Origin of the sequence: Mycobacterium sp. E183 (assembly GCF_001667735.1) — a bacterium.
GTDB lineage: Bacteria > Actinomycetota > Actinomycetes > Mycobacteriales > Mycobacteriaceae > Mycobacterium.
The window spans coordinates 84,534-106,516 of record NZ_LZJN01000204.1 but is presented as its reverse complement, the minus strand read 5'-3'; the positions used below and the strand labels follow the sequence as shown (position 1 = coordinate 106,516).

Annotated in this window: 21 protein-coding genes; 13 read left to right on the top strand and 8 right to left on the bottom strand. The window is 68.8% G+C overall.

Annotated features, from left to right (window positions below):
• Window positions 1–48: 48 nt before the first annotated feature.
• The 7 genes from A5691_RS25160 to mqo are packed head-to-tail and all read right to left on the bottom strand — an operon-like array spanning window position 49 to window position 8,760.
• Entirely contained in the window at window positions 49–1,641 is a 1,593-nt protein-coding gene (locus tag A5691_RS25160; protein ID WP_067749134.1) for an MFS transporter, read from the bottom strand.
• 33 nt (window positions 1,642–1,674) lie between these two features.
• Window positions 1,675–2,880, bottom strand: a complete 1,206-nt coding sequence (gene cobA, locus A5691_RS25155) for a uroporphyrinogen-III C-methyltransferase (RefSeq protein WP_067779285.1) — start codon at window positions 2,878–2,880, stop codon at window positions 1,675–1,677.
• Between the two features lie 9 nt (window positions 2,881–2,889).
• Window positions 2,890–4,278, bottom strand: a complete 1,389-nt coding sequence (locus A5691_RS25150) for a cobyrinate a,c-diamide synthase (RefSeq protein WP_082950489.1) — start codon at window positions 4,276–4,278, stop codon at window positions 2,890–2,892.
• Window positions 4,272–4,886, bottom strand: coding sequence for a cob(I)yrinic acid a,c-diamide adenosyltransferase (gene cobO / locus A5691_RS25145; protein ID WP_067749117.1), 615 nt, complete (start codon window positions 4,884–4,886; stop codon window positions 4,272–4,274). The genes A5691_RS25150 and cobO overlap by 7 nt, the downstream gene beginning before the upstream one ends.
• Window positions 4,887–4,901: 15 nt before the next feature.
• The gene (locus tag A5691_RS25140) at window positions 4,902–6,737 is read right to left on the bottom strand and encodes a magnesium chelatase subunit D family protein (RefSeq protein WP_068016390.1); all 1,836 of its coding nucleotides are present in this window, start codon (window positions 6,735–6,737) and stop codon (window positions 4,902–4,904) included.
• Window positions 6,734–7,261: a GNAT family N-acetyltransferase gene (locus tag A5691_RS25135; RefSeq protein ID WP_067749111.1), complete on the bottom strand. Its 528-nt coding sequence runs from the start codon at window positions 7,259–7,261 to the stop codon at window positions 6,734–6,736. Before A5691_RS25135 ends, A5691_RS25140 begins: the two co-directional genes overlap by 4 nt.
• Entirely contained in the window at window positions 7,258–8,760 is a 1,503-nt protein-coding gene (gene mqo / locus A5691_RS25130; RefSeq protein WP_082950488.1) for a malate dehydrogenase (quinone), read from the bottom strand. The genes A5691_RS25135 and mqo overlap by 4 nt, the downstream gene beginning before the upstream one ends.
• A gap of 110 nt (window positions 8,761–8,870) precedes the next feature.
• On the opposite strand from mqo, the gene A5691_RS25125 reads away from it, so the two are divergent.
• Both A5691_RS25125 and mtr read left to right on the top strand, forming a co-directional pair.
• Entirely contained in the window at window positions 8,871–9,881 is a 1,011-nt protein-coding gene (locus A5691_RS25125) for an alpha/beta hydrolase (RefSeq protein WP_067749108.1), read from the top strand.
• 4 nt (window positions 9,882–9,885) lie between these two features.
• Window positions 9,886–11,265, top strand: a complete 1,380-nt coding sequence (gene mtr, locus A5691_RS25120) for a mycothione reductase (protein ID WP_067779291.1) — start codon at window positions 9,886–9,888, stop codon at window positions 11,263–11,265.
• 169 nt (window positions 11,266–11,434) lie between these two features.
• On the opposite strand, the gene A5691_RS25115 is transcribed toward mtr, so the two are convergent.
• Entirely contained in the window at window positions 11,435–11,926 is a 492-nt protein-coding gene (locus A5691_RS25115; RefSeq protein ID WP_067749102.1) for a Fur family transcriptional regulator, read from the bottom strand.
• Window positions 11,927–12,079: 153 nt separating this feature from the next.
• On the opposite strand from A5691_RS25115, the gene A5691_RS25110 reads away from it, so the two are divergent.
• From A5691_RS25110 to A5691_RS25060, 11 genes are all read left to right on the top strand, one after another.
• The gene (locus tag A5691_RS25110; protein ID WP_067749099.1) at window positions 12,080–13,198 is read left to right on the top strand and encodes a HoxN/HupN/NixA family nickel/cobalt transporter; all 1,119 of its coding nucleotides are present in this window, start codon (window positions 12,080–12,082) and stop codon (window positions 13,196–13,198) included.
• Window positions 13,199–13,270: 72 nt separating this feature from the next.
• Complete coding sequence (locus A5691_RS25105) at window positions 13,271–13,606, top strand: hydrogenase maturation nickel metallochaperone HypA (protein WP_067749096.1); 336 nt, start codon at window positions 13,271–13,273, stop codon at window positions 13,604–13,606.
• A 28-nt stretch (window positions 13,607–13,634) separates the two neighbouring features.
• A complete protein-coding gene (gene hypB, locus A5691_RS25100; protein WP_067749093.1) occupies window positions 13,635–14,405 on the top strand; it encodes a hydrogenase nickel incorporation protein HypB in 771 nt (256 codons plus the stop codon).
• Between the two features lie 228 nt (window positions 14,406–14,633).
• Window positions 14,634–15,689, top strand: coding sequence for a hydrogenase expression protein HypE (locus A5691_RS25095; protein WP_067749089.1), 1,056 nt, complete (start codon window positions 14,634–14,636; stop codon window positions 15,687–15,689).
• Between the two features lie 73 nt (window positions 15,690–15,762).
• Window positions 15,763–17,562: a nickel-dependent hydrogenase large subunit gene (locus A5691_RS25090; protein WP_067779299.1), complete on the top strand. Its 1,800-nt coding sequence runs from the start codon at window positions 15,763–15,765 to the stop codon at window positions 17,560–17,562.
• A 6-nt stretch (window positions 17,563–17,568) separates the two neighbouring features.
• Window positions 17,569–18,471, top strand: a complete 903-nt coding sequence (locus A5691_RS25085; RefSeq protein ID WP_067779301.1) for a NifU family protein — start codon at window positions 17,569–17,571, stop codon at window positions 18,469–18,471.
• Window positions 18,468–19,118 carry a DUF5947 family protein gene (locus A5691_RS25080; protein WP_068016393.1) on the top strand — a complete coding sequence of 217 codons (651 nt, stop codon included), beginning with the start codon at window positions 18,468–18,470 and terminating at the stop codon, window positions 19,116–19,118. The genes A5691_RS25085 and A5691_RS25080 overlap by 4 nt, the downstream gene beginning before the upstream one ends.
• The gene (locus A5691_RS25075; protein WP_068016396.1) at window positions 19,115–19,753 is read left to right on the top strand and encodes a DUF6084 family protein; all 639 of its coding nucleotides are present in this window, start codon (window positions 19,115–19,117) and stop codon (window positions 19,751–19,753) included. Before A5691_RS25080 ends, A5691_RS25075 begins: the two co-directional genes overlap by 4 nt.
• A complete protein-coding gene (locus A5691_RS25070) occupies window positions 19,750–21,069 on the top strand; it encodes a hypothetical protein (RefSeq protein WP_067748655.1) in 1,320 nt (439 codons plus the stop codon). Before A5691_RS25075 ends, A5691_RS25070 begins: the two co-directional genes overlap by 4 nt.
• A 145-nt stretch (window positions 21,070–21,214) precedes the next feature.
• Window positions 21,215–21,712, top strand: coding sequence for a hydrogenase maturation protease (locus A5691_RS25065; RefSeq protein ID WP_067748658.1), 498 nt, complete (start codon window positions 21,215–21,217; stop codon window positions 21,710–21,712).
• Between the two features lie 3 nt (window positions 21,713–21,715).
• On the top strand, window positions 21,716–21,982 hold the full coding sequence (locus A5691_RS25060) for a HypC/HybG/HupF family hydrogenase formation chaperone (protein WP_067748661.1): 267 nt from the start codon (window positions 21,716–21,718) through the stop codon (window positions 21,980–21,982).
• Window position 21,983 lies beyond the last annotated feature (1 nt).

Below are 21,983 nucleotides of genomic sequence, written 5' to 3'. Positions count from 1 at the left end.
ATCCGGCGCAAGGACATTGGAGTTGGCCGCCAGGGGCGGCCTGCCGCCTTACAGCTCGCCGGCGTCGATCGCTTCCTTGACCTCTTGCGCGTGGGCCACCTGCGCCGGCGTGTAGCCGATCAGCAGCGCCGCACCGCCGACGACGACCGCCACCCCCGCCACCCATAGCAGGCCGTAGGTATAGCCCTGGTCGAGCGCGTGCAGCTGGAGGTCGTTCATGACCTTCACCGGGCCGGTCGTGCCGCCCAGGTACAGCGTGCGGGAGGTGATGACGGCCTGGATGACCGCGAGCACCAGCGGGCCGCCGAGGCTCTGCAGCATCAACGCGATCGCCGACACCGGGCCGATCTGGTCGAAACCGACCCCGGCGATGGCCGACAGCGTCAGCGGGACGACGCAGATGCCGATGCCGATGCCGCCGACGATGATGGGCAACACCAGGTTGGGGAAGTAGGGCACCCCGCGGTGCATGAAGCCCCAGCCGTAGAGCATCGCCCAGAACAGCAGGATGCCGCCGCCGATGGTCAGCACCCGCGGCGAGAACCGCGACACCAGTTGTGAAGACACTCCCAGGCCGATCCCCATCGCGATGACGAACGGGATGAAGCCGACGCCGGCGCGCAGCGCGCTGTAGCCGAGGATGTCCTGCACGTACAGGCCGATGCACACGGTCAGGCTGAACATCAGGCCGCCGGCGAGGAAGATCGCGGCGAAGGTGACCAGCCGGTTGCGGTCGCGGAACAGGCTGAAGGGGACGACGGGGTTTTCGGCGGTGCGCTCCACGATGATGAATGCCAGCGCCGCGCCCATCGCCACTACGCCCGAGCCGATGGTGGTGATCGACACCCAGCCCTTCTCCGGCCCCATCGAGAAGGCGTAGACGGCCGCGGTGCACGCCAGCGTGGCCAGCATGGCCCCCGTCGCGTCGAGTTTCATCCGCTCGCGGTTGGTCTCGCGCAGCGCGGTGCGGGCCAGGTAGATCATCACCAGCCCGATCGGCACGTTCACCAGGAAAGCCAGCCGCCACGACACCTCGGTCAGCGCCCCGCCGACCACCAGGCCCATCACCGAACCGATGGCGGTCATCGCGGCGAACACCGCCGTCGCGAAGTTACGGGCCGGACCCTTCGGGAACGTGGTCGCCACCAGCGCCAGCCCGGTCGGCGAAGCGATGGCGGACCCCACGCCCTGTGAGAGCCGCGCGATGACCATGGTCGCCTCGTCCCAGGCGACCGCACACAAAACCGAGGAGATGGTGAACAGCGCGACGCCGACGATGAAGGTGCGCTTGCGCCCGATGGTGTCGCCCAGCCGGCCGCCCAGCAGCATCAGCCCACCGAACGTCAGCACGTACGCGGTGATCACCCAGCTGCGGCCCGCGTCGGACAAGCTCAGTTCGTTCTGGATCCTGGGCAGCGCGACGATCGCGACGGTGCTGTCCATGGTCGCCAGCAGCTGCATACCGCCGATGGCGATCACGGCCGCGATGAAGCGGCGGGAAGGCAGCCAGGCCGGGTAATACTTGCTGATGCGCGTGGAGGCGGTCTCCGCCGGGCGCGAGGAGCGCGCCGGGGCCGGACGATCGGGGCGCGCGGACGTGAAGTTCCGCATCGCGCGCTCGGTTTCGTTGAGGGCCGTCATAAAGGGTTACCTTACAGTAATCTTAAGAATCGTTTAAAGCCCGAAAGCGGCCACCGGCCCGATCACGATGATCGCGGGAGGTCGGATGCCCTCGGCGCGGATCTTTTCGGGCGTGTCGGCGAGAGTCGCCCGCAAAGTCTGCTGATCGGCCGTCGTCCCATGCTGGACCACCAGCACCGGGGTATCCGCAGGTCGACCGCCCTTAATCAGCACGTCGGCGAAAAGTTCGATGCGTTCCACGGCCATCAGCAAAACGATGGTCCCCGACATCGCGGCCAACGCATTCCAATTCACTAACGATTCGGGATGATCGGGCGCCAGATGGCCGCTGACCACCACGAATTCGTGATTTGTGGCCCGGTGGGTGACCGGAACGCCGGCGAGGGCCGGCACTCCTATGGCGCTGGTCACACCTGGCACGACGGTGACCGGGATCCCGGCGTCGACGCACGCCAGCACTTCCTCGTAGCCGCGGGCGAAGACGAACGGGTCCCCGCCCTTGAGGCGGACGACGAACTTCCCGGAGCGGGCGCGCTCGATCATGACGTCGTTGATGGCGTCCTGCGCCATCGCCCGCCCGTACGGGATCTTGGCGGCGTCGATGACCTCCACATGGGGCGGCAGCTCGGCCAGCAGCTCCGGCGGCGCCAGCCGATCGGCCACGACGACGTCGGCGTGTGCCAGCAGCCGGCGCCCGCGCACTGTGATCAGTTCGGGGTCACCCGGGCCGCCGCCGACGAGTGCCACCCCGCCGCGCACGACGTCGGAGCTCACCGCGCTGTCCTGGGCGATGAGCCCGGTTTGCAGCGCCTCCCGGATGGCCGACCGGATCGCGGCGGAGCGGCGGTGCTCGCCGCCGGCCAGCACGCCGACCGATAACCCTTCGTAACGAAAGGACGCCGGCGTCACCGCTGTCCCCTCCACGGCGATGTCGGCGCGAACGCAGAACAGGTGGCGGCGTTCGGCCTCGGCGACGACGGCCGCGTTCACGTGCGGGTCGTTGGTGGCGGCGATGGCGTACCAGGCGCCCTCGAGGTCACCGTCGCGGTATTCCCGCAGGGACAACGTGATTCCGGTCATCGCCTCGACCGACCTGGTGGCGCTGCGGGAGATGACGTGGACGTCGGCGCCGCTCGCGATGAGCAGGGGCAGCCGGCGCTGGGCGACCGAGCCGCCGCCGACGACGACGACCTTCTTGCCGGCCAGGCGCAGTCCGGCGAGGTAGGCGTTCTCGGTCACCGGGCAAGCCTAGTGGCTGTTGTTTTTGGGCCCGGCGCGGCGGGCGGCCGCGTGCGCGACGAATCGCGCGACGGCTTGCGGCGCCGCGGCCGGATGGGTGTGCAGGTACGACGCGTGCACGCCGGCGTGCACGACGCCGTCGCGCACGGCGTCCACGTCGTTGCCCCGGTACACCCACGCCGGCTGGTAGCTGTCGCTGAAAGTGACTGCGGTGCGGTGAAATTCGTGCCCAACCGCCCGCTGTCCGGCGGCGTAGAGCGGCGAGTCGGCCACCGCGACGGCGTCGCGATAGGCCAGCGTCAGGTGCGGGGTGAACCGCGCCGACCCCGCCAGCACGCCGCACATCGGATGGCCGTCGAGTTCGCTGGCCAGGTAGATCAGGCCGGCGCATTCGGCGTGGATCGGCGCGCCCGCGGCGGCCAGCTCGTTGATCTGGCGGCGCACCACCTCGTTGGCCGAGAGTTCGGCGGTGAACTGTTCCGGGAAGCCGCCGGGCAGCACCACCGCGTCGGTGCCGTCGGGCAATGGGTCAGCGAGCGGATCGAATTCGGCCACGTCGGCGCCGGCGGCGGAAAGCAGCTCGGCGTGCTCGGCGTAGGCGAAGGTGAACGCCTTCCCCGCGGCCATCGCCACGGTGGCGCGCCCGCCGGGTGCCTCCCCCACCGCCGTCGCCGGGTCCCACGCCGAAGCCCCGCGGCCGGCGGCGACCGCCGCCACGGCCGCCAGGTCGACGTGGCGCGCGACCAGGTCGGTCATCGCCTCGACCGCAAGCCGCGCACGCCGCCCGTACTCCACCGCGGTGACGAGGCCCAGATACCTTGTGGGCAGCTCCAATTCGGCGGCCCGCGGGATGGCCCCCAGCACCGCGACGCCGGTCTGCTCGCAGGCCTGCCGTAGCACGTGTTCGTGCCGGGCCGAACCGACCCGGTTGAGGATCACGCCGCGGACCCGCGTCGCGACATCGAAGGTCGAAAACCCGTGCAGCAGTGCCGCGATGCTGTGGCTCTGCCCGCGGGCGTCGACGACCAGGATCACCGGCGCGCCCAACAGGCCGGCCACGTGCGCGGTGGAACCCTCGGCGGGGCCGGTCGAGACCGGGCCGATCCGCCCGTCGAAGAGCCCCATCACCCCCTCGATAACCGCGATGTCCGCGCCGCCCGCGCCGTGCGCGTACAGCGCGCCGACGAGGTTCTCGCCGACGAGCACCGGGTCCAGGTTGCGGCCGGGACGTCCGGCGGCCAGGCCGTGATAGCCGGGGTCGATGAAGTCGGGGCCGACCTTGAACGGCGCCACGACATGACCCGCGCGCCGCAGGGCGCCGATCAAACCCGTTGCGACCGTTGTCTTTCCGCTGCCCGACGCCGGAGCGGCGACGACGACGGCGGGGACACTCACCACTCGACGCCCTTCTGCCCCTTGCGCCCCGCGTCCATCGGGTGCTTGACCTTGGTCATCTCGGTGACGAGGTCGGCGGCCTCGATCAACCGCTCCGGGGCATCGCGACCGGTGATGACGACGTGCTGATGGCCGGGGCGCGCCAGCAGCGTGTCCACCACCTCGTCGACGTCCACCCAGCCCCATTTCAGCGGGTAGGTGAACTCGTCCAGCACGTAGAAGTCGTGGCGCTGCCCGGCGAGGCGGCGCGCGATCTCCGCCCACCCGTCGGCGGCGGCCGCCGCGTGATCGAGCTCGCTGCCCGCCTTGCGGGACCACGACCACCCCGCGCCCATCTTGTGCCATTCGACGGGCCCACCGACGTTGTGCTGCTGGTGCACCTGACCGAGTTGGGCGAACGCGGCCTCCTCGCCCACCTTCCACTTGGCGCTCTTGACGAACTGGAACACGGCCACGGAGAGCCCGGCGTTCCACGCGCGCAACGCCATTCCGAACGCCGCGGTCGACTTGCCCTTGCCCGGGCCGGTGTGCACCGCCAAGACCGGGGTGTTGCGCCGGGCCCTGGTGCTCAGCCCGTCGTCGGGCACCTGGACCGGTCGGCCTTGTGGCATCAGCGGTTACCTTTCTCAGGCCGCGTTTCGCACGGCGCGCGTCAGGGAGTCCGCGTGCAGCTGTTCGAGGCGCACGGCCGGCGCGCCCAGCTGGCGGGCCAGCCGCTCGGCCAAGCCCAGTCGCACATAAGACGTTTCGCAGTCCACGACCACCGCGGCGGCGCCCTCGGCCACCAGGCGGGCGGCCGCCGCCCGGCTGCGGCCCAACGGGTCCGGTCCGGCCGTGGCCCGGCCGTCCGTGAGCACCACCACCAGGGACCGCCGGGCCCGATCACGCGCCTTCTCCCGAACGATCAATTCGCGCGCCGCGAGCAGGCCTTCGGCCAACGGGGTCTTGCCGCCGGTGTCGAATCGGGCCAGCCGCCGGCCGGCGATGTGCGCCGACGAGGTGGGCGGCAGCAGCAGCCGCGCCTCGTGCTGGCGAAACGTGATCACGGCGACCTTGTCGCGGCGCTGGTAGGCATCGCGCAGCAGCGACAACGTCGCCCCGCTGACCGCGGCCATGCGGTCGCGCGCCGCCATCGAACCCGAGGCGTCCACGACGAAGATGACCAGGTTGCCTTCGCGCCCCTCGCGGATCGCCCGTCGCACGTCGTCCGGGCCCGGGCGCAACGGCCCGGCGCCGGCCCGCTCGGCGGCCGAGAGCAGGGTGGCGAAGAGGTGTAGGCCGTGCGCGCCGGAGTTCGTGTCGCCGCCGTCGGCGGCCGCGATCACGCTGCCGGTGGCGTTGCGCGCCCGCGACCGGCGCCCGGGCGCGCCGTCGCCAACCCCGGGCACCGTCAACGCCCGGGCGCGAAAGGTTTTCGACGGCGGCGCGCTGGGGCGCGGCGGTTGCGGCTTCTGGGCCGCCGATGAATTTGGTTGCTCCGCAGCGCCTTCCGCGGACTGCCCGCCGCCCGGCGGGTCGGGGTCCGGCTCGGGCTCATCGTCACCGGCTTGCGCCAGCGCCTGATCGAGCTGGTCGCGGTCGATGCCCGGATCGTCGAACGGGTCGCGGCGGCGCCGATGCGGCAACGCCAGCTCGGCGGCCACCCGGACGTCCTGCTCCTCGACGGCCTTGGCTCCCCGCCACGCGGCGTGTGCGGCGGCGGTGCGGGCCACCACCAGATCGGCGCGCATCCCGTCGACGTCGAACGCGGCGCACACCGCTGCGATGCGCCGTAATTCGTTGTCCGGCAGCACCACCTCGCCGACCAGCGCGCGCGCGTCCGCGATGCGCCGGGCCAGTTCCGCCTCGGCGTCGGCGTATCGCTCGACGAACGCGTCGGGGTCCGCCTCGTAGGCCATGCGCTGCCGGACCACCTCCACGCGGACGTCGACATCGCGCGACGCGTGCACGTCGACGGTGAGACCGAACCGGTCCAGCAGCTGCGGACGCAGTTCGCCCTCCTCCGGGTTCATGGTGCCGATGAGCACGAACCGGGCCTCGTGCGAATGGGAGATGCCGTCGCGTTCGATGTGCACCCGGCCCATCGCCGCGGCGTCGAGCAGCACGTCCACCAGATGGTCGTGGAGCAGGTTGACCTCGTCGACGTAGAGCACGCCGCCGTGCGCGCGAGCCAGCAGCCCCGGTGAAAATGCGTGCTCGCCGTCGCGCAGCACCCGCTGCAGGTCCAGCGAGCCGACCACCCGGTCTTCGGTTGCGCCGAGGGGCATTTCGACGAGGCCGGCCCCGTCGCCGTTGGTCGCGGCCGACAGCAGCGCGGCCAGGCCACGCACGGCCGTCGACTTCGCCGTGCCCTTCTCGCCCCGGATCAGCGCACCGCCGATCTCCGGGCGCACGGCGCACAGCAGCAGCGCGAGGCGCAGCTGCTCGTGCCCGACGATCGCGCTGAACGGATACGGCTTCACGCTAGCTCCGTGAGGCCCGAGCCGGGCCCGCCCGACGACGTCGCGGGCGGGATGTCCGCCTGGGGCGGAGCTGGTCGCGAAGGCTTGAGCATCGGCACGTGGGGAATGCCGTCGTCGACGAAATCCTCACCCGCGCGGACGAATCCGTGTTGGGCGTACATGTCGGCCAGGTATGTCTGCGCGTCGATCCGGCACGGGTAGTCGCCCACCTCGGCCAGGGCGGCGCGCAGCAGCCGGGTGGTGTGGCCCTGCCCGCGCGCGCTGCGTTTGGTGCACAACCGGCCGATCCGGAACGACTTCTGGCCGCCGGCATGTTCCTCCATCAACCGCAGCGTGCAGATCACCTCGCCCTCGGGGGTCTCCAGCCAGAAGTGCCGGGTTTCGGCGAGCAGGTCGCGCCCGTCCAGCTCCGGGTACGGGCAGGCCTGCTCCACCACGAACACCTCGACTCGCAGCTTCAGCAGCTCGTAAAGGGTACGGGCGCCAAGGTCTTTGGCCCAGGACCGACGCAACGCTTCACTCATGACCGGACCCCCGAATCGGACCTCAACCGCAGCACCTCGGTGCTCCAGCACCACACCTCGTCGTACAACGCCGGCTCGCGGGAAAGCTCGACGCCCAGCGACGGCACCATCTCCTTGAGCCTCGGCAGCCAGGAGCCGTAGCGGCCGGCGAAGCACCGCGCGAGCACCTCGAGCATGGCGGACACGGCCGTCGACGCCCCAGGCGAACCTCCCAGCAGTCCCGCGATGCTGCCGTCGGCGGCGGCCAGCACGGTGGTGCTGAAGTCCAGCACGCCCCCCTTGCGTCTGTCCCGCCGGATCACTTGTACCCGCTGACCGGCGACCGTCAGCTCCCAGTCGGAATCGACTGCGCTGGCAGCGAATTCGCGCAGGGTGGCGATGCGGTCGGGTTCGGACAGCCGCAGTTGGCCGAGCAGGTAGTTGACCAGCGTCAGCTGGGTGAGGCCGACCCCGAGCATGGACAGAGCGTTGTCCGGTTTCACCGAGCGCGGCAGGTCGGACAGGCGGCCGTGTTTCAAGAACTTCGGTGACCACCCCGCGTACGGCCCGAACACCAACCATGACTTCCCGTTGACGAACCGCAGGTCCAGGTGCAGCGCGCCGAGCGGTGGGGCCCCCGGCGCCGGAACCCCGTACACCTTGGCCCGGTGGGCGGCGGTGAGCGCCGGATTGTCGGTGCGCAGGAACCGGCCGCCGATCGGGAACCCGGCGAAGCCCCTGACCTCCTTGATGCCGGACTTCTGCAGCAACGGCAGCGTGTCGCCACCGGCGCCGACGAAGACGAATTTGGCGTTCAGCCGGTGCTTTTCGCCGGTGCGGCGATTGCGAACCAGCAGCGTCCAGCTGCCGTCCGATTGCCGGGTCAGATCGCGGACCTCGTGGCCGAACAGCGCGCTCGCCCCGTCCTGCACGCAGTAGCCGATGAGCTGGCGGGCCAGCGCGCCGAAGTCGACGTCGGTGCCGTGGGGGGCCCAGTTGAGCGCGGTCGGTTCGGCGAAGCCGCGCTTGGCGGCCATGAACGGCAGCCGGCGGGCGAACTCGTCGGCGTCGTCGATGAATTCGGTGCCCGCGAACAGCGGGTTGGCAGCCAACGCCCGTTGCCGACGGCGTAAGAACTCGACGCGCTGCGCCCCGCGCACGAAACTCACGTGAGGGATCGGGTTGCAGAAGCCGGTATCGGTCAGGATCCCGTTTTCTACGGCGTAGGCCCAGAATTGCCGGGTCACCTGGAACTGCTCGTTGATCCGCACCGCTTTGGTGATGTCGATCGAGCCATCGGGATTTTGCGGCGTGTAGTTGAGCTCGCACAGCGCCGAGTGCCCCGTGCCGGCGTTGTTCCAGGGACTGCTGCTCTCCGCGGCGACGGCGTCCAGCCGTTCGACAATGGTCATCGACCAGTCCGGCTGCAGCCGGCGCAGCAACGCACCGAGCGTCGCGCTCATGATGCCCGCGCCCACCAGCACGACGTCAGTCCGTGCGGTTCGGGCTAGCGACGACAACTGCTCCTGGTCCTTCCCTCGACTGCGCCGGTCCCCAGGCTATCCCGAGGACAACCGGGCGCGAACGGCGTGCGGCTCCCGGCGACCAGCAAAACCTCTAAGCTGGCCTCGTGACTGGCTGGGTGCCCGACGTCCTGCCCGGTTATTGGCAGCGCACCATCCCCCTCGGGCCCGACCCGGTCGGCGAGGGCGAGATCGTCGCGACGCTGATCCGGCGCGGCGAGCCCACCGGCCCCTCGGGGACCGGCCACGCGGTGCTCGCCGTGCACGGCTACACCGACTACTTCTTCAACACCGCGCTGGCCGATCACTTCGCCGATCGCGGCTTCGCCTTCTACGCGCTGGACCTCCAGAAGTGCGGCCGTTCACGCCGCGACGGTCAGACGCCCCACTTCATCACCAACCTCGACGACTACGACGCCGAGCTGGAACACGCGCTGGCGGCCATTCGCGACCAAGACCGGCCCGCCAAGGTCCTGGTGTACGGCCATTCCTCCGGCGGGCTCATCGTGTCGTTGTGGCTGGACCGGCTTCGCCGGCGCGATGCGGCGGCGCACGCCGGCATCGGGGGTTTGGTGCTCAACAGCCCGTTCCTGGATCTGCACGGCCCGGCGGTCCTGCGCCACTCCGTGACCTCGACGCTGATCGCGGGCCTGTCCCGGGTTCGGTCCAAGGGGGTGGTCCGGACGCCGACCGAGGGCGGCTACGGCACCACGCTGCACCGCGACTACCACGGCGAGTTCGACTACAACCTGCAGTGGAAACCGGTGGGCGGCTTCCCCATCACCCTCGGCTGGCTGCACGCCATTCGCCGCGGCCACGCCCGGCTGCACCGCGGACTGGACGTCGGGGTGCCCAACCTGATCCTGCGTTCGGATCACACTGTGCGAGAAACCAGCGACGCGGCGTCCATGCAACGCGGCGATGCGGTTCTCGACGTCACCCAGATCGCCCGACGGGCCGGCTGCATCGGGAACCACAGCACCATCGTTCCGATCGACGACGCCAAACACGACGTTTTCCTGTCGCTGCCGCAGCCGCGGCAGGCGGCCTATCGCCAGCTCGACCGCTGGCTGGACCACTACCTCAACGCCGACCGCACGTCTTCGAAGAAGGGGTGACGGGGTGGAGACCTACGACATCGCGATCATCGGAAGCGGCTCGGGCAACAGCCTTCTCGACGATCGCTTCAACGGTAAACGAGTTGCGCTCTGCGAGCACGGCACGTTCGGCGGCACCTGCCTCAACGTCGGCTGCATCCCGACCAAGATGTTCGTCTACGCCGCCGAGGTCGCCACGACGATCCGGGACGCCGCGCGCTACGGGGTCGACGCGCACGTCGACCGGGTGCGCTGGGACGACATCGTCTCGCGCATCTTCGGGCGCATCGATCCGATCTCGATGAGCGGGGAAGACTATCGCCGCGCGTCGCCCAACGTCGACTTGTACAGCCGGCACGCCCGATTCGGGCCGGTCCAGCCCGACGGACGCTACCTGTTGCGCACCGACGCCGGTGAGGAGTTCACCGCCGACCAGGTGGTGATCGCGGCGGGGTCGCGGCCGGTCATCCCGCCGGCGATCCTCGACTGCGGCGTCGCCTACCACACCAGCGACACGATCATGCGGATCCCGGAGTTGCCCGAACACCTGGTGATCGTCGGGAGTGGCTTCGTGGCAGCGGAATTCGCGCATGTCTTCTCCGCCCTCGGCGTGCGCGTGACGTTGGTCATCCGCGGCAGCTCGATGCTTCGACACTGTGACGACACCCTCTGCAAACGCTTCACCCGCATCGCGGCGGCCAAATGGGAACTTCGCACCCACCGCAACGTCGTGGGCGGCACCAGCCACGATTCCGGCGTCGCCCTGCAACTGGACGACGGATCGACCCTTAACGCGGACCTGCTCCTGGTCGCGACCGGGCGCGTGCCCAACGCCGACCTGCTGGATGCCGAACAGGCCGGCGTCGACGTCGAGAATGGCCGGGTGGTGGTCGACGAATACCAACGCACCTCCGCCCGTGGGGTTTTCGCTCTCGGCGATGTCTCCTCGCCGTACCAGCTCAAGCACGTCGCCAATCACGAGGCCCGTGTCGCGGGGCACAACATCCTCCGCGACTGGGACGACACCGATGCGATGGTCACCACGGATCACCGCTACGTGCCGTCGGCGGTATTCACCGATCCCCAGCTGGCGGCCGTCGGCCTGACCGAAAATCAGGCAATGGCAAAGGGATTCGACGTATCCGTCGCTATACACGACTACGGTGACGTCGCCTACGGTTGGGCCATGGAGGACACCACCGGGATTGTCAAGCTAATCGCCGAGCGAAGAACCGGGCGGCTGCTGGGCGCGCACATCATGGGTCCCCAGGCGTCATCGATCATCCAGCCGCTGATCCAGGCGATGAGCTTCGGGCTGACCGCCCCGCAGATGGCCCGCGGGCAGTACTGGATTCATCCCGGGCTGCCGGAAGTGGTCGAGAACGCTCTGCTGGATCTGTACTAGTGGCGATCGCCAGCGCGGCGCAGCCGGGCGCAGCGGGTCGCCACCATCGGGCTCGTGGCGATCGCCAGCGCGGCGCAGCCGGGCGCAGCGGGTCGCCACCATTCGGCCTAGTGGCGATCGCCAGCGCGGCGCAGCCGGGCGCAGCGGGTCGCCACCATCGGGCTCGTGGTCAGCGCCCCGAACGTTTGAGTGGCCCCTTGCCGTCCTGGCACTCGGGGCACAGCCCGTGCAGCGTCAGCCCCGCCGCCTCCGAGAGCGCGAAGGAGCTGCCCGCCATCGCGTGCTCGAGGGCCGAGCTGAGCTGCCGGGCGGGCACCTCGATGATCGAGCCGCACGACGTACACACGGCGTGGTGGTGTGGCGCGGTGGCCATCCCGTAGGTGGTGACACCGCCGTCGAGGGTCAGCGCGTGCAGCATCCCCTGCCCGACCAGGGTGGTCACCGTGCGATAGATGGTCGCCACGTCGGGGGCATGGGCGCCGTGCGGCAACGCGGCGCGCACCCGCTCGTGGATTTCCGCGACCGGCAGGTGCCCGTCGACGGGCTCGAGCACCGCCAGCACCTGAATACGCGAGGACATCCGCCGCAGCCCCCGGGCGCGCAGCAGATCACCGATCCGCGCGGCGACGGAAGGGTCCAGAGCCGACGGCTTCGGCGTCACCCGCCCAGTGTCGCGCCGCCCGGCGGGGCGCGCCAGTTTTCGGCCGAATTCACCTCCCGCACCGGGCGCCGGGTTTCCTGCGAGCGACTTGCATCTAGTCGGCGAACGCACATACAGTCGACCCGGTTGTTCCCTCATGCCGGAAGGACCACAGTGGCCGGTACTGAGCCCGACTGGTGGCCGTCATGGACGACCAAGCTTCGCACCGCCTTGACGGCGGCGGAGTGGTGGCGTCTCGCCTCGATGCTGGCGGTCATCGTCGCGCTCCATCTGATCGGCTGGCTCACCTTGGTGGCCCTGGTGGCCCCGGCGCAACTGAGCCTCGGCGGCAAGGCATTTGGTGTGGGCATCGGGCTGACGGCGTACACCCTGGGTATGCGGCACGCGTTCGACGCCGACCACATCGCCGCCATCGACAACACCACCCGCAAGCTGATGAACGACGGACAGCGACCGCTCGCGGTCGGGTTCTTCTTCTCGCTCGGACATTCCACGGTGGTCTTCGCGCTGGCGGTCCTACTGGCCTCCGGAGTCAAGACGATCGTCGGGCCGGTCCGGGACGACTCGTCGGCGCTGCACCACTACACGGGGCTGATCGGCACCGGCGTCTCCGGTGTGTTCCTCTATGCGATCGCCCTCCTCAACGTCGTCGTGCTGGTGGGCATCCTGCGGGTGTTCGCCCGGCTGCGCCGTGGCGACTACGACCACGAAACCGACGGCGCCGAACTGGAACGGCAGCTGGACAGCCGCGGCCTGATGAACCGGTTTCTCAGCCGCTTCACCAGATCGATCACCAAGTCGTGGCACTCCTACCCCGTCGGGGTGCTGTTCGGACTCGGCTTCGACACGGCGACCGAGATCGCGCTGCTGGTCCTCGCCGGCACCAGTGCCGCCGCCGGGCTGCCCTGGTACGCCATCCTGTGTCTGCCGGTGCTCTTCACCGCCGGGATGTGCCTGCTGGACACCATCGACGGCTCGTTCATGAACTTCGCCTATGGCTGGGCCTTTTCCAACCCGGTCCGCAAGATCTACTACAACATCACCATCACCGCTCTGTCGGTAGTGGTCGCGCTGCTGATCGGCAGCGTCGAACTCCTCGCGCTGTTCGCCGAGCAATTCGGCTGGCGCGGCCCGTTCTGGAACTGGATCGGCGGCTTGGACCTCAACACCGTCGGCTATTTCGTCGTGGGCGCGTTCGTCATCACCTGGGCGGCCGCCGTGCTGTTCTGGCGCTACGGCCGGCTGGAACAGAAGTGGACGCCCTCCCCCTGACACTGCTGCGCACGCGGGGCGTTCGGTGTAGAACAGTGCTCATGAGACCGCGGCGGACGCCGGTGATCGGCGGTGCATGAGCTGTCGCTCTGTGAAGCGATCGCCGATGTGGCCAAGACCCATGCCGACGGCCGGCACGTCGACGTGGTGCGGGTGCGGATCGGCGCACTGCGCCAGGTGGTGCCCGAATCGCTCTCGTTCTGCTGGACGCTGGTGCGCGACGCCGAGAACATGCCGGAGGCCGAGCTGGAACTCGAGTGCGTCGGCGCCGAGGTGAGCTGCCGCGCCTGCGGCCGGCGATCGGAGATCACATCCGCCTGGTCGATCTGGTGCCCGCGGTGCGACAGTTCCGACGTCGAGGTGCTGCACGGCAACGAGTTCTTGGTTACGTCGCTGGACGTCTCATGAAAAGCGCCTTTTCCGAACGGATTTGACCATGGGCAGATTTCATCGGCATGACGACGGAACGGTGCACTCCCACGAGCACGACGATCCGGATCACCGGCACGGCGACCACGGCCAATACCGGACCGGCAAGCAGCGGGTCGACGTGCTGGAGGCGATCTTCGCCGAGAACGACCTCCTCGCCGACGCCAACCGGGCGGCGTTCGAAGACAACGGGGTGCGCACGCTGAACCTGATGAGTTCGCCGGGATCGGGCAAGACGACCATCCTGCAGGCCACGCTCGACGAGCTCGCCGGCGAGCTTGCCATCGGGGTGATCGAAGGCGACATCGCCACCGATCTCGACGCGGCCAAGCTCCGGGGGCGTGGCGCCCAGATCTCACTGCTCAACACCAGCAACGGTTTTGGCGGCGAATGCCATCTCGACGCGCCGATGGTGAATCGCGCCCTGCCCGGTCTCGACCTTCCCGCGCTGGACCTGGTGATCATCGAGAACGTCGGCAACCTGGTCTGCCCGGCGGAGTTCGACGTCGGCGAGCACGCCAAGGCCATGGTGTACTCGGTGACCGAGGGCGAGGACAAGCCGCTGAAGTATCCGGTGATGTTCCGTTCCGTGGATGTGGTGCTGCTCAACAAGATTGACTTGGTTCCCTACCTCGACGTGGACGTCGACGAATACATCGCCCACGTGCGCAAGGTCAATGCGACCGCGGCAATCCTGCCGCTGAGTGCGCGCACCGGAGCCGGGATGGCCGCATGGTTCGGCTGGCTGCGGCGATTCGCCGCGGGGCCGGCGGCCTGACCGCCCCTTCTGCAAGCGATTCGCATGATTTTCCGGCCGCGGGCCCGGTCGTCACCCCCCGCGCCGCAGACCGAAAAATTATGCAACGGTTGTCTAACTAGTTGGTGCCGCAGAACCGTTGACACGCTCGGCGGCGAGGAGTAGACCCAAAAATTAGCGCTGCGCAAGTGGGCCGACGGTCGACTCCGGCGGCGCAGGGGTCTCAGCCCGGCCCCGGAAAGCTGCAGCATGCCAACAGAAGCAGCAGTCAAAGCAGAAGAAACGTTGATCCACGTTCTCTGGATTAATGCGGGGCTCAGTTGTGACGGCGATTCGGTGGCGTTGACTGCCGCCACCCAACCCTCGGTCGAGGAGATCGCCCTGGGGGCTCTACCGGGGCTTCCGAAAGTCGCTGTGCACTGGCCCCTAATCGATTTCGAGTGCGGCCCCAATGGCGGGGCAGACGACTTCCTGTCGTGGTTCTTCAAGGCCGATCGCGGCGAGCTGGAACCCTTCGTGCTCGTCGTCGAAGGATCCATCCCCAACGAGAAGCTCAAGGACGAGGGCTACTGGTGCGGGTTCGGCAACGACCCCGCGACCGGCCAGCCGATGACCACCAGCGAATGGCTCGACCGGCTGGCGCCCAAGGCCACCGCGATCGTCGCGGTCGGCACGTGCGCCACCTACGGCGGCATCCACGCCATGGCCGGCAATCCGACGGGGGCGATGGGCGTACCCGACTATCTCGGGTGGGAGTGGAAGAGCAAGGCCGGCATCCCGATCGTGTGCGTGCCGGGCTGCCCGATCCATCCCGACAACCTGTCCGAGACGCTGACCTATTTGCTCTACATGGCGACCGGTCAGGCGCCGATGATTCCGCTCGACGATGCGCTGCGGCCCAAGTGGTTGTTCGGCAACACCGTCCACGAGGGTTGTGACCGGGCTGGGTACTACGAGCAGGGCGACTTCGCCACCGAATACGGATCACCGAAATGCATTGTGAAACTGGGCTGTTGGGGCCCGGTCGTCAAGTGCAACGTGCCCAAGCGCGGATGGATCAACGGTGTCGGCGGCTGCCCCAACGTGGGTGGCATCTGCATCGGATGCACCATGCCGGGGTTCCCCGACAAGTTCATGCCCTTCATGGACGAACCGCCGGGCGGCAAGTTATCGAGCACCGCGTCGGGACTGTACGGCACCGTGATTCGCAACCTGAGGGGTATCACGGGACGCACCGTCGACAAGGAGCCGCGCTGGCGCCACAACGGCGATCAACTAACCACCGGGGCGCGCCGCACCTGGTAGGCCACCTCGGCTACCGGGTCGGCGCGCTTCGTTCTCATCACTGGAGCCCCTGGGGGCGGAGAGCGGTACTGCAATGGCAACCATCACCCCTGAACCCATGCACGCCAAGCGGGAACCCGGCCAACTCGTCGACATGGCCTGGGACCCCATCACCAGAATCGTCGGCAGCCTGGGTATCTACACCAAGATCGACTTCGAGAACCGAGAGGTCGTCGAGTGCCACAGCACCTCGTCGATTTTCCGCGGCTACTCGATCTTCATGAAGGGCAAGGATCCTCGCGACGCGCACTTCATCACCAGCCGCATCTGCGGGATCTGCGGCGACAACCACGCCACCTGCTCGTGCTACGCGCAGAACATGGCCTACGGCGTCAAGCCGCCGCACCTGGGCGAGTGGATCGTCAACCTGGGCGAGGCCGCGGAATACATGTTCGACCACAACATCTTCCAGGAGAACCTGGTCGGCGTGGACTTCTGCGAAAAGATGGTCTCCGAGACCAACCCGAGCGTTCTCGCCCTGGCGGAGAAGACGGCGGCGCCGCAGGCCGGGGCGCACGGGTACCGGACGATCGCCGACATCATGCGCTCGCTCAACCCGTTCACCGGCGAGTTCTACCGCGAGGCGCTGGCGGTCAGCCGCTGGACGCGAGAGATGTTCTGCCTCATGGAGGGCCGCCACGTGCACCCGTCGACGCTCTACCCAGGCGGGGTCGGCACCGTCGCGACCATCCAGCTGATGACCGACTACATGACCCGGCTGATGCGCTACGTGGAGTTCATGAAGAAGGTCGTGCCCATGCACGACGACCTGTTCGACTTCTTCTACACCGCGCTGCCCGGTTACGAGAAGGTCGGGCTGCGCCGCACGCTGCTCGGCTGCTGGGGCTCTTTCCAGGACCCCGAGGTGTGCAACTTCGCGTACAAGGACATGGAGCGCTGGGGCAACGCGATGTTCGTGACTCCGGGCGTGGTGGTTGACGGCAAGCTGGTCACCCACTCGCTGGTCGACATCAACCTTGGCATCCGGATCCTGTTGGGCAGTTCGTATTACGACGACTGGACCGACCAGGAGATGTTCGTCAAGACCGATCCGCTGGGCAACGCCGTGGACCGGCGGCACCCGTGGAACCAGCACACCAACCCCCACCCCCAGAAGCGGGACATGGAGGGCGGCAAGTACAGCTGGGTGATGTCGCCGCGCTGGTTCGACGGCAAGGACCACCTGGCGCTGGACACCGGCGGCGGCCCGCTGGCCCGGTTGTGGGCGACGGCGCTGGCGGGGCTGGTCGACATCGGCTATGTCAAGGCGACCGGGAACAGCGTCAAGATCAACCTGCCGAAGACGGCGCTCAAGGGTCCGGTGGAGCTGGAATGGAAGATCCCCCAGTACGGCAGCAACACGATCGAACGCGACCGCGCGCGCACCTACTTCCAGGCCTATGCGGCCGCGTGCGGGCTGTACTTCGCCGAGAAGGCGCTCGAGGAGATCCGCGCCGGGCGCACCAAGACCTGGGAGCGGTTCGAGGTGCCCGACGAGGCCATCGGCTGCGGGTTCACCGAGGCGGTCCGCGGTGTGCTCAGCCACCACCTGGTGATCCGGGACGGCAAGATCGCCAACTACCACCCGTACCCGCCCACCCCGTGGAACGCCAACCCCCGCGACAGCTACGGCACGCCGGGGCCGTACGAGGACGCGGTGCAAGGCCAGCCGATCTTCGAGGAGAACGGCCGGGACGACTTCAAGGGCATCGACGTGATGCGCACGGTGCGCAGCTTCGATCCCTGCCTGCCCTGCGGCGTGCACATGTATCTGGGAAAGGGCAAGACCCTCGACAGACTGCACACACCGACACAGTCGCCCGCCGGGGAGTGATCGAAGGTGGATCGCCCGGACACCATTGACGAAAGCGAGGCACGGTGGCGCACAGCGGGCGATCGGATCCAGAACCTCCTGGATTCCTGCGCGGCGAGTGGGCCGGCCGCCCGGGACCGCGCGACTGAGTTGGTCCGCGAGGTGGTCGGCCTCTACGGGGCCGGGCTGCAACGGATCATGCAGTGCCTGGGGCAGGCCGGGGACCCGGGCATAGCCGAGCGGCTGGCCACCGACGACCTGGTGGCCAGCCTGCTCCTTGTCCACGGTCTGCACCCGCACGATGTACACCGGCGGGTGTCCGACGCGCTCGACCGGGTGCGGCCGTACCTGGGCTCGCACGGCGGGGACGTCGACCTCGTCGGCGTCGACGGCGATACCGTGCGGCTGGCGTTCAAAGGGAGCTGCAAGAGCTGTCCGTCGTCGGCGGTGACGCTGGAGTTGGCCGTCGAGGACGCGGTGCGCGCCGCGGCACCCGAGATCTCGGCCATCGAGGTCGTCACGGCCCAGCCCGGAACCACATCGGTAATCCCGGCCGAATCGCTGCTGGCGCGCGTACATTCCAACGGGTCCCACAGCTGGCACCCGGCGCCGGAGCTGGCCGAGCTGGCGCCAGGTGAGGTGGCCGGCTATCGGGTCGCCGCAACCACCGTGCTGGCGTGCCGGGTCGGCGACCAGACCTTTGCGTACCGCGACCATTGCCCGGTGTGCAACGCCACCCTGGCCGGTGCGAAATTACATGGGGCGCAACTGCGCTGCCCCAACTGCCGGACGGACTTCGACGCGGTACACGCCGGGGCCGGGGCGAACGGCGCGCATCTGGACCCGCTCCCGCTCTTGACCCGCGATGGCGTGCTGTCGGTGGCCTTGCCGGCCCACGAACCGGTGCACGCGATGGGCGCCCCGGCATGACCACCCCGTACGACGTCCTGACCCGCATCCGCAGCAACCGGCCGGCCCCCGAACCGGCCGGCGAGCGGTGCGAGATGTGCTCGGAATCGATCGCCGACGAGCACCAGCACGTGGTCAACGTGGCCGACCGGCAGCTCATGTGTGTCTGCCGGGCCTGCTATCTGCTGTTCACCGACACCCAGGCCGAACTGCGCTACCGCGCGGTGCCCGACCGGTATCTGTCCTTCCCGGACTTCGCGCTGGACCGACGCGCGTGGGAGGCATTGCAGATCCCTGTGGGGGTGGCCTTCTTCTTCACCAACTCCGCGCTCGGGCGCACCGTCGCCTTCTACCCCGGGCCGGTCGGCGCCTGCGAATCCGAACTCGCGCTTGATGTTTGGGACACCCTCGGCGGCGCCGACGCACGGGTGGGACTGCTGGCCGACGACGTGGAGGCGTTGTTGGTGCGGGTCCCCGACACCGGTCCGCCGCAGACCTATCTGGTCCCCATCGACGCCTGTTACGAATTCGTCGGGCGACTGCGGATCCTGTGGCGTGGGTTCGACGGCGGGCAGGAGGCGCGCGAGTTCATCGACGGCTTCTTCTCCCACCTGCAAGCCCACGCGCTGGAAACACCTTCCGACACACCTTCTGAAACACCACCATGATGGACATCGACTTCACGGTCCTCGACGTGGCGCCCGAGCCGTACACCGTCAGCCCGGTGCTGACCGCCCGCATCGCGGTGACCACCGGCGACGACCCGGTGCACGCGATCGCCCTGCGCTGCCAGGTCCGCATCGAGCCGTTGCGGCGGTCCTACTCCGACGACGAGGCCGCGGGGCTGACCGACCTGTTCGGTCCGCGCGAACGCTGGGCGTGCACCCAGCGCACCTTCCTCTGGCAGCACTGCACCGCGATGGTGCCCGGGTTCACCGGCACCACGACGGCGGCGCTTCCCCTGGATTGCACCTACGACTTCGAGGTCGCCGCCGCCAAATACCTGCACGCGCTGCGCGACGGTGCGCTGCCGCTCCAATTCCTCTTCAGCGGAACGGTTTTCGTTAAGTCCGAACGCGGCTTCTCGGTCCAGCAGGTCCCGTGGGACTGCGAATACCGCTACGACATGCCGGTCACGGTCTGGCGGCAGCTGATGGCCCAGCACTATCCGAACGCCGGCTGGCTGCGGCTGAGTCACGAAACAATCAGCGCGCTGGCCGCCTACAAGTCCGCACGCGGGCTGCTCGACCTCGACCACGCGGTCACCTCACTGTTGGACGCGGACCGGGAGACGGCGCGGTGACCGAGGATCGGGACCGGGCCCGCGCCGTCGCCGACGCGGTCCTCTACGAGGGCTACCTGCTCTATCCCTACCGCGGGACGTCGACCAAGAACCAATCTCGCTGGCAATTCGGCGTCCTGGGACCGCCCGGGGCGGCGGACGCGGGCCTGGGCGAGGACGACAGCCTGGCCGCGCAGTTCCTGGTCGACGGGGCCGGGGAGCTGAACCTGGTGGTGCGATTCCTGCAGCTCCAACACCGCCGGGCCGAGCGGGAAGTCGCCCACGGCGAATACCAACCCGTCGACGAGCTGACGACCCCGGGTGGTGCGTGGCTCACCTGGGACGAGGCGGTCGAGTGCGAAAGGTCCTTCGGCCCTGTCGCCTTGGACGGGCAAACCTGGACACTGTCGGTGACGGCGGACGCGGGCACGGACGTCGAGACGCTTGATGGCGGGCGCCTGGTGCGCCAACGACGGGAGGTGCGTGGCGTGTTGACGGTCGCCAGCGAGGCGGACGGCGGCCTGTGCCGGGTATCCGTGCGGGTCCGCAACGTCGGCGCCGCCGCTGTGGACAAGAACGACGCGATCGCGCGGTCCATGATCGGCACGCACCTCATCGCCGAACTCGGGCGCGGGCAGTTCGTTTCGCTACTCGAGCCACCACCGGCGGCGGTCGACGCGGTGTCCCGGTGCGTTCAGCATCGCTGCTTCCCGGTGCTGTCCGGCCCGCCCGGCGCACACGACTCGCTGCTGATCTCGCCGATCATCCTCTACGACCACCCGGAGGTCGCCGAACAGAGCGATACCGCGCTGTATGACTGCACGGAGATCGACGAGATCCTCACCCTGCGCGTGATGACGATGACGGACGAGGAGAAGGCCCAGGCCCGGGCCACCGATCCGCGGGCGGCGCGGATCATCGATCAGTGCGAGGCCATGTCTCCCGAGGCGATGGCTCGCCTGCACGGTGTGTTGCGCGACCCGGTCCCGGGTCTCGTCCCGGAGGTTCCCGAGGGGGTCGATTGGTGGGACCCACTGGCCGACAACGCGGTTCGTCCCGAAATCGACGCGGTGTTGGTGAACGGGATCCGGGTGGCGCGCGGTAGCCAGGTTCGGTTGCGGCCGAGGCGAAACGCCGACGCGCAGGACATCTTCGTCGCCGGCAAGACGGCCCGCGTCACCTCCGTGCACTCCGACGTCGAGGGCAACAAGCACGTCGGCGTCGTCGTCGAGGACGACCCGGCCGCCGACCTGCACGACTGGTACGGCCGATACCTGTACTTCTCCCCCGACGAAATCGAGCCTGTGGAAGGTCAACGCAGCCCGGCAAACTCGTGAAAGGAGTTTTCAGATGGAGATCCTCGGTTGGATATTCGTCGCGATCATCGCTTTGGTGCTCGCGGCCGGATTGGTGCTTGGGGTGGTATCCCTGCCCGATGCTCGCCGGTACCTCAAGCTCAGGCGGATGTAACCGGCCCGGGGAATGACAGCGCGCATCCTGGTAGCCGGCATCGGCAACATCTTCCTGGGCGACGACGGCTTCGGGTCCGAAGTGATCCGCACCGCCGAGATCTCCCGGGACGATCCGAGTGTCCGCGTCACCGACTACGGCATCAGTGGCATGCACCTGGCCTACGACCTGCTCGAGGACTGGGACACGCTCGTCCTCGTCGACGCCGTGCCCAGCCGCGGCAACCCGGGCACGTTGCACGTCTTCCAGGCCGACCATGAATCGGATTCGGCCACAACCGGTTTCGACGGTCACAGCATGGATCCGGCCGCGGTGTTCGCCAGCCTGCGGGCGCTCGGCGGCAGTCCCCCGTACACGGTCGTCGTCGGGTGCGAGGCGGGCAGCGTCGAGGAAGGCATCGGCCTCACCGAACCGGTGGCCAGGGCGGTTCCCCGCGCCGCGCGCGCCGTCGAGGAGATCGTCGCGGCGCTGCAGTCACACCCGGTTGCCGCCGGCCGAGAGGACCGCTGAGCCATGTGTTTGGGGATCCCCGGCCAAGTTATCCGGATGCTGGACGGCTACGAGGGCCAGCTCGCGCTGGTCGACGTCACCGGCGAACAGCGCAAGGTCAACGTCGGCATGCTGCCGGAAGAGACGTTCGCGCCCGGCGACTGGATAATCATCCACATGGGCTTCGCCGTCGAGAAGACGGACCGCGAGGGCGCCGAGCAGGCGATGGCCGGCCTCGAGCTGATGGGCAGGGGCCGCACCGATCCGTTCGACCTTCCGGAGGACGGCTGAA

Excerpts from the sequence above, each read along its gene's own strand:
- A5691_RS25160 (WP_067749134.1), bottom strand. The coding sequence starts at position 1,641 with ATGACGGCCCTCAACGAAACCGAGCGCGCGATGCGGAACTTCACGTCC.
- cobO (WP_067749117.1), bottom strand. The coding sequence starts at position 4,886 with ATGCCACAAGGCCGACCGGTCCAGGTGCCCGACGACGGGCTGAGCACC.
- A5691_RS25135 (WP_067749111.1), bottom strand. The coding sequence starts at position 7,261 with ATGAGTGAAGCGTTGCGTCGGTCCTGGGCCAAAGACCTTGGCGCCCGT.
- hypB (WP_067749093.1), top strand. The coding sequence starts at position 13,635 with ATGGGCAGATTTCATCGGCATGACGACGGAACGGTGCACTCCCACGAG.
- A5691_RS25095 (WP_067749089.1), top strand. The coding sequence starts at position 14,634 with ATGCCAACAGAAGCAGCAGTCAAAGCAGAAGAAACGTTGATCCACGTT.
- A5691_RS25090 (WP_067779299.1), top strand. The coding sequence starts at position 15,763 with ATGGCAACCATCACCCCTGAACCCATGCACGCCAAGCGGGAACCCGGC.
- A5691_RS25080 (WP_068016393.1), top strand. The coding sequence starts at position 18,468 with ATGACCACCCCGTACGACGTCCTGACCCGCATCCGCAGCAACCGGCCG.
- A5691_RS25075 (WP_068016396.1), top strand. The coding sequence starts at position 19,115 with ATGATGGACATCGACTTCACGGTCCTCGACGTGGCGCCCGAGCCGTAC.
- A5691_RS25065 (WP_067748658.1), top strand. The coding sequence starts at position 21,215 with ATGACAGCGCGCATCCTGGTAGCCGGCATCGGCAACATCTTCCTGGGC.
- A5691_RS25060 (WP_067748661.1), top strand. The coding sequence starts at position 21,716 with ATGTGTTTGGGGATCCCCGGCCAAGTTATCCGGATGCTGGACGGCTAC.